Annotated in this window: 6 protein-coding genes and 1 pseudogene; all 7 read left to right on the forward strand. The window is 52.7% G+C overall.

All coding sequences use genetic code 11. The features are described 5' to 3' along the window. Positions 1–489 (forward strand): annotated as a pseudogene (locus tag ACPLUI_RS09855) (primosomal protein N'); the annotation flags it as partial. Between the two features lie 18 nt (positions 490–507). Beyond that, a complete protein-coding gene (def, locus tag ACPLUI_RS09860) occupies positions 508–972 on the forward strand; it encodes a peptide deformylase (protein ID WP_424660091.1) in 465 nt (154 codons plus the stop codon). A 16-nt stretch (positions 973–988) separates the two neighbouring features. Further along, positions 989–1,945, forward strand: coding sequence for a methionyl-tRNA formyltransferase (fmt, locus tag ACPLUI_RS09865; RefSeq protein ID WP_424660092.1), 957 nt, complete (start codon positions 989–991; stop codon positions 1,943–1,945). After that, the gene (locus ACPLUI_RS09870) at positions 1,942–2,703 is read left to right on the forward strand and encodes a DUF116 domain-containing protein (RefSeq protein ID WP_424660093.1); all 762 of its coding nucleotides are present in this window, start codon (positions 1,942–1,944) and stop codon (positions 2,701–2,703) included. Before fmt ends, ACPLUI_RS09870 begins: the two co-directional genes overlap by 4 nt. Before the next feature lie 6 nt (positions 2,704–2,709). After that, on the forward strand, positions 2,710–4,071 hold the full coding sequence (rsmB, locus tag ACPLUI_RS09875; protein ID WP_424660094.1) for a 16S rRNA (cytosine(967)-C(5))-methyltransferase RsmB: 1,362 nt from the start codon (positions 2,710–2,712) through the stop codon (positions 4,069–4,071). 96 nt (positions 4,072–4,167) lie between these two features. Continuing rightward, positions 4,168–5,238, forward strand: a complete 1,071-nt coding sequence (gene rlmN, locus ACPLUI_RS09880; protein WP_424660095.1) for a 23S rRNA (adenine(2503)-C(2))-methyltransferase RlmN — start codon at positions 4,168–4,170, stop codon at positions 5,236–5,238. Between the two features lie 12 nt (positions 5,239–5,250). Continuing rightward, positions 5,251–6,000, forward strand: a 750-nt coding sequence (locus ACPLUI_RS09885; RefSeq protein WP_424660096.1) for an FhaA domain-containing protein, incomplete at its 3' end; no start/stop codon positions are given.

The following is a 6,000-nucleotide window of genomic DNA, read 5'->3' on the forward strand; positions in this document are numbered from 1 at the left end:
TTTCGCGCCAGTGAACGGACTTTTCAGCTTCTTACCCAGGTAGCCGGTCGTTCCGGTCGGGGGGGACATGGGGGAGAGGTGTTAATCCAGACTTATTCTCCGGATCACTATGCCGTGAGCTGCGCCAGGAGCCACGACTACCGGGGGTTTTACCACCGGGAAATGGCGTTAAGGCGGGCTCTGGGTTACCCTCCTTACAGTCACCTGGCGCGGTTGCTGGTTACCGGGAAAATAGAAAGAGAGGTTCAGGAGGCGGCAAATTTTCTGGCTCAGGTAGTCCATGCTACTGGCCTGCCGGTTGAACTGCTGGGTCCTGCTCCAGCTCCCCTAACTCGAATCAAGGATCGCTACCGCTGGCACCTGGTTTTGAGGGCTTCGGGACAAGGTTTTCTGCGGCAAGCGGCAGCAGCCGCCCTGGGCGTTTTCCCCGGAACAGGACGCTACCGGGTTCAGGTTTCCGTGGACATTGCCCCACAAAGTATGATGTAATGTAAGGAGGTTTGAGGGGTGGCAGTTTTTCAGATTGTCCTTTATGGTGACGAGGTTTTACGCGAAAAGGCTAAAACGGTAACAAAAATTACCCCCAATATTCATAGGTTATTGGATAATATGCGCGACACCATGTATCACGCCAGAGGGGTAGGGCTGGCAGCACCTCAGATTGGGGTTTCGAAGCGGGTAATCGTGGTTGATATTGGAGAAGGCTTGATTGAATTAATCAATCCTGAAATTGTAGAGGCCCGGGGGGAAGAAACTGATACCGAAGGATGTTTGAGCCTGCCAAACGTGGTAGGGGAAGTGACCAGAGCCACTGAAGTACGGGTCAAAGGGTTGGATAGATACGGTAATCCGGTGGAGCATCATGCACACGGTTTCCTGGCCAGGGCATTGCAGCATGAAATTGATCACCTTGATGGTATACTATTTATCGACCGGGCGGTACGCATCAGGCGGATCAAGCCCGGGGCCTGATCAGGAGCGAAGACTTATGCGTGTTGTGTTTATGGGTACTCCAGACTTTGCCGTACCCGCCCTGAGAGCGCTGGTGGGTTCCAGGTACCCGGTGGTAGGTGTGGTTACCAGGCCGGATCGTTCCAGAGGGAGGGGCAGAAAAATTCAACCATCTCCCGTGAAACAGGTTGCCCTCCACATGGGCCTGCCGGTTCTACAGCCCGTTCGGGTGCGGGACGCTGCTTTTGTTGAGCAGCTTAAGCAGTTGGAACCGGAAGTAATTGTGGTGGCGGCTTTCGGACAGATCCTGCCGCCCTCGATTTTGTACCTTCCTCCACGGGGATGTATCAATATTCATGCTTCTTTGCTGCCCCGTTACCGTGGAGCCGCTCCCATTCACCGGGCGATTATGAATGGGGAGAGGGAAACCGGTGTTACCATCATGCTCATGGATGAAGGCCTGGATACGGGAGATATCTTGTTGCAGCAACCGGTTGCTATTGGTGAAGCGGATAATGCTGGTGTGCTGCATGACCGGCTGGCCCAACTGGGGGCTGAACTTTTACTGCAGACGCTGAACCTCTTAGAAAAGGGGCTCCTTCATGCCCAACCACAGGAGGATAGTTTGGCCACCTATGCACCTCCGCTAACGCTGCAAGATGAAATAATTGATTGGGAGAGGCCTGCCCGGGATTTATATAACCAGATCCGGGGTTTAGACCCCTGGCCGGGAGCCCGGACCTGGTGGGGGGAACGGGTGTTCAAAATCTGGCGGGCGGGGCTGAAGGAGGCAGCTGTTCCAGCAGGAGTGTTACCTGGCCAGGTTCTGGAGGCCGGGGAAGAACTGGTGGTGGCTACGGGTAAGGGGTGTTTATCTTTGCGGGAGGTTCAGTTGCAGGGGGGGCGGCGTTTACCGGTTACGGAGTTTTTACGCGGCCATCCTTTGACTCCGGGGATGTTTTTGGGTCGTTCCAAGGGCGGTTACCTTTCATGAACACTCACAAGCGGTTATTCTTAGGACTTTTGGGAGCCAGTCTGGTACTGGTAGCTTTGATGGCAGCAGGTATCTGGTACCTGATCTTTAATCCCACCCGTTCGATTGCCTACCAGGTAATCTTTTTTATCATGGTTTGCCTGCTGGCAGGGGTTGTATTCCTATCTTTCGGTGGTCTTGTAGGCATAGTTTTTACTCTTCTGGCAGCACGCACGTTTGAACCGTTGCAGGGACCCATGCGGGTAGCCGTAAATTTATTTTTCCCGGTGGCTCTTGCTCTTGGCCGCCTGCTGCACATAGATTCCAACCGGATAAAAAGATCTTTTATAGAAGTTAACAACCAGCTTGTACGGGCCAGACACCTGAACGTAAAGCCTGAAGAATTACTTTTACTGCTCCCTCACTGCCTGCAATACAGTGAGTGCCCCCATAAAATTACAGTCCATGTTGATAACTGCCGCCGTTGCGGAAGGTGCTGTATAAGCAAGTTGCTGGACTTAAAAGATAAATACGGTTTTAATATGGGTCTGGCTACGGGGGGCACTCTGGCCCGTAAATATGTGCGAGAATACCGCCCCCGGGCGATTGTGGCTGTTGCCTGTGAACGGGACCTGACCAGCGGCATTCTGGACAGCAACCCAATTCCCGTTTTAGGGGTGACTAACGAGCGACCCTGGGGGCCCTGTTTCAATACCTGTGTGTCCGTGTCCCTGGTGGAGGGAGCTATTCGTTACTTTTGCGGGTTGAATAAGGAGTGATTTATTTTGGCCCGGGTCAATGCACGGGAACTCGCTCTAAAAGTCTTATATGCTGTCGAGCAGGAAAAGGCCTATGCCAGCCTGGCCCTGGATCGCGTTCTGGAACATTACCACCCCGATAAACTGGACCGGTCTTTTGCGACCGAGCTTGCTTATGGCGTCCTGCGTCATTTGAATACTCTGGACTGGCTTCTGGAACATTTTTTGCGCCAACCCCTGGCTTCTCAGAACCCCTGGATCCGTAATATTCTGCGTCTCGGGGCTTATCAAATCATGTATATGGACCGGGTGCCCGATGCAGCGGCATGCAATGAGTCCAGCGAACTGGCTCGCCGTTACGGTTATTCCGGGGCAGTAGGTTTTGTGAACGGGGTACTGCGTAACGTGGCCCGGCGGGGCAGGCAAATATCTTTTCCCGACCTGCATGACGACCCGGTTGCCCACATTGCCCTGCGTTATTCCCATCCGACCTGGCTGGTTCAGCGCTGGCTCAAGGAATATGGTATAAAGGAAACGATAGCTCTCTGTGAGGCCAACAACAGCCCGGCTCCCAACACGGTACGTACCAACACCCTGAAGGTTGGCCGGCAGGAGTTAATTGAACGCTTAAGGGGAGAGGGTATAGCGGCGGAACCTGTTCCTTTTGCTCCGGAAGGGCTGAAGATATCCGGTTTTCCTTCCCTGCACGGTTTTGCTCCCTTTAAAGAAGGCTTATTTCTGGTCCAGGATGAGAGTTCTATCCTGGTGGGACATGCTCTGTCGCCTTTTCCGGGTGCCAGGGTTTTGGATGTGGCAGCTGCTCCAGGTACCAAAACTACACACCTGGCTCAGTTGATGGAGGATCGGGGGAAAATAATTGCCCTGGATATCCACCCTCATAAAATAAAGTTAATTGCTGAAAACTGCAGCCGGTTGGGGGTGACCTGTGTTCAACCAGTGCTGGCGGATGCCCGTTACCCTGACCAGGACCTGCATCAATGGGCTGATTTTATCCTCCTGGATGTTCCCTGCTCCGGGTTGGGGGTGCTTCGTCGGCGGCCCGATGCTCGCTGGCGAAAAACCGAGGATTCCATTAAGGAAATGGCATGCTTGCAAAAAGAGATACTGGAAGGGGCAGCCCGCTGCTTGAAACCGGGTGGGGTAATGGTATACAGTACCTGTACCGTAACCAGAGAAGAAAATCTCGGGCAGGTGGAAGACTTCCTGAGCCGCCACCCGGAATTTCATTTGGAAGATCTTACCGGTATTTTGCCTGCCGGTTTGGATAAACAGGGGACATTAGCCCGGGGGTATATTCAGCTTTTGCCGCACCGGCATGGAATGGACGGTTTCTTCATAGCCCGCTTGCGCAAGAGGGCTTGTCCATGAATGGTGGTCTGCTCAAGGATGCTTTTCCGTTCAATTGGCGTTTCATAGTAAGGCCTCCAGGAACTGAAAATTTTTTGTTAAGTATATGGTATAATAATGTTAGATAATGTTGCTGAAACGGGGAAGAAGGCCATGGTTAATTTAAAGGACCTCACCCTTAGCCAGCTTAAGGACTTTTTAGGTGAGCTGGGCGAACCACCTTACAGGGCCCTGCAACTGGCACGCTGGCTTTTTCAGCGGGGTAGTTTGTCCTGGGATGAAATGACGGATCTCCCGAAAGATTTGAGGATTAAGCTTGAGGAGATGACAATTTTACGCGGTTTGAGACTTGTACAGAAGAAAGTTTCCCTCCGGGGGGATACTGTTAAATACCTCTTTGGCCTGGCTGACGGCCAGGCTGTGGAAAGTGTATTCATGCGCCATGCATACGGCCGTACCGCCTGTATTTCCACCCAGGTGGGATGCCGTATGGGTTGCCGTTTTTGTGCTTCCACCATTGGTGGGCTCATTCGCAATCTTTCACCTGGAGAAATGTACGATCAGGTTCTGGCCATGCAGTCCGACGTTGGTGAGAGGATCACTCATGTGGTAATGATGGGTTCCGGGGAACCTCTGGATAACTTCGATCACGTCATGATTTTTCTGGGACACCTTACCGCAACTTACGGGCTGCACATTGGATACAGGCATATAACCCTCTCAACCTGTGGGGTAGTGCCAGGGATTTTAAAGCTGGCCCGGATGCGTCTACCCCTGACGCTGGCAGTATCCCTTCACGCTCCCAGCGATGAACTTCGTAACCGTCTGGTCCCCATTAACCGGCGTTACCCCCTGGGAGAGCTCATACCTGCCTGCCGGGAATACATAAAACTTACCGGCCGGCGCATTACCTTTGAATATGCTCTTCTGGCCGGGGTTAACGATAGTGCCCGCTGTGCTTTCGATTTGGCCCGGCTGGTGAGAGGATTACTTTGCCATATCAACCTGATCCCGGCGAATCCTGTGCATGGAAGAGATTTTGCCCGTGCTCCTGCAGCACGTATACAACGTTTCAAGAGGTTGCTCGAAAAAGCCGGCCTTTCAGTAACGGTTCGACGGGAACTGGGCGGTGATATTGATGCCGCTTGCGGGCAACTGCGCCGTCGGGTCCTGGGTTTGAGTGGGTAAGGGAGGGAGCCCATGGGTCTCTTTTCCGGTTTGGAAGGTAGTTTAGAAAAATACATTGAGGGTTTCTTCCGGGATAAATTTAAAGGCCGGGTTCAGCCTTTGGAGATGGCCAAGAGACTGGCGCGGGAAATGCGGGAGCGGAAACGGGTTAGCATCAGTAGGGTTTATGTACCCAATGAGTTTATAATTTATTTACACCCGGAAGATTACCGTACGGTTTCTTCGATAGCCCCACTTTTGGCCGGTGAGTTGCAGGATTACCTGTCCCGGAAAGCACAAGAAAAAAACTTTACTCTTGTTGCTCCTCCCAGGGTAGAAATACGGGAGGACACGGCAGTACCGGAAGGGCAAATGCGGATTGAAGGATTTTTTGGGGAAGCGGTTAATGTTGCTGGTACAGAGGAAGCTCTCCCGGCTGGAAGCAGGGAAGGAGAATTTGAAGATACTCTGGAGTATCAGCCGATCCGGCACACTGCACCCGTACCGGTATTTTCTACAGGGCATAAGGCGCGCCTGGTAGTTAAGGCCGGTCCCCAGGAAGGGAAGGTTTTCCCCTTACAACCCTCAACTATGGTCATTGGTCGGCGTGATACCTGTGATGTGGTTTTAAGCGATGGTAGCGTATCACGTCGTCATGCCCAGTTGCAATACCGGGGTGGCGAGTATGTGATTACCGATCTGGGGAGCACTAATGGTGTTTATGTTAACGGAGTGCGGGTAAATAGCAAGGTGTTGGCTCCCGGGGATACCATTAAAATGGGT

It is taken from the genome of Desulfofundulus sp. (assembly GCF_049701015.1).
Lineage (GTDB): Bacteria > Bacillota > Desulfotomaculia > Desulfotomaculales > Desulfovirgulaceae > Desulfofundulus.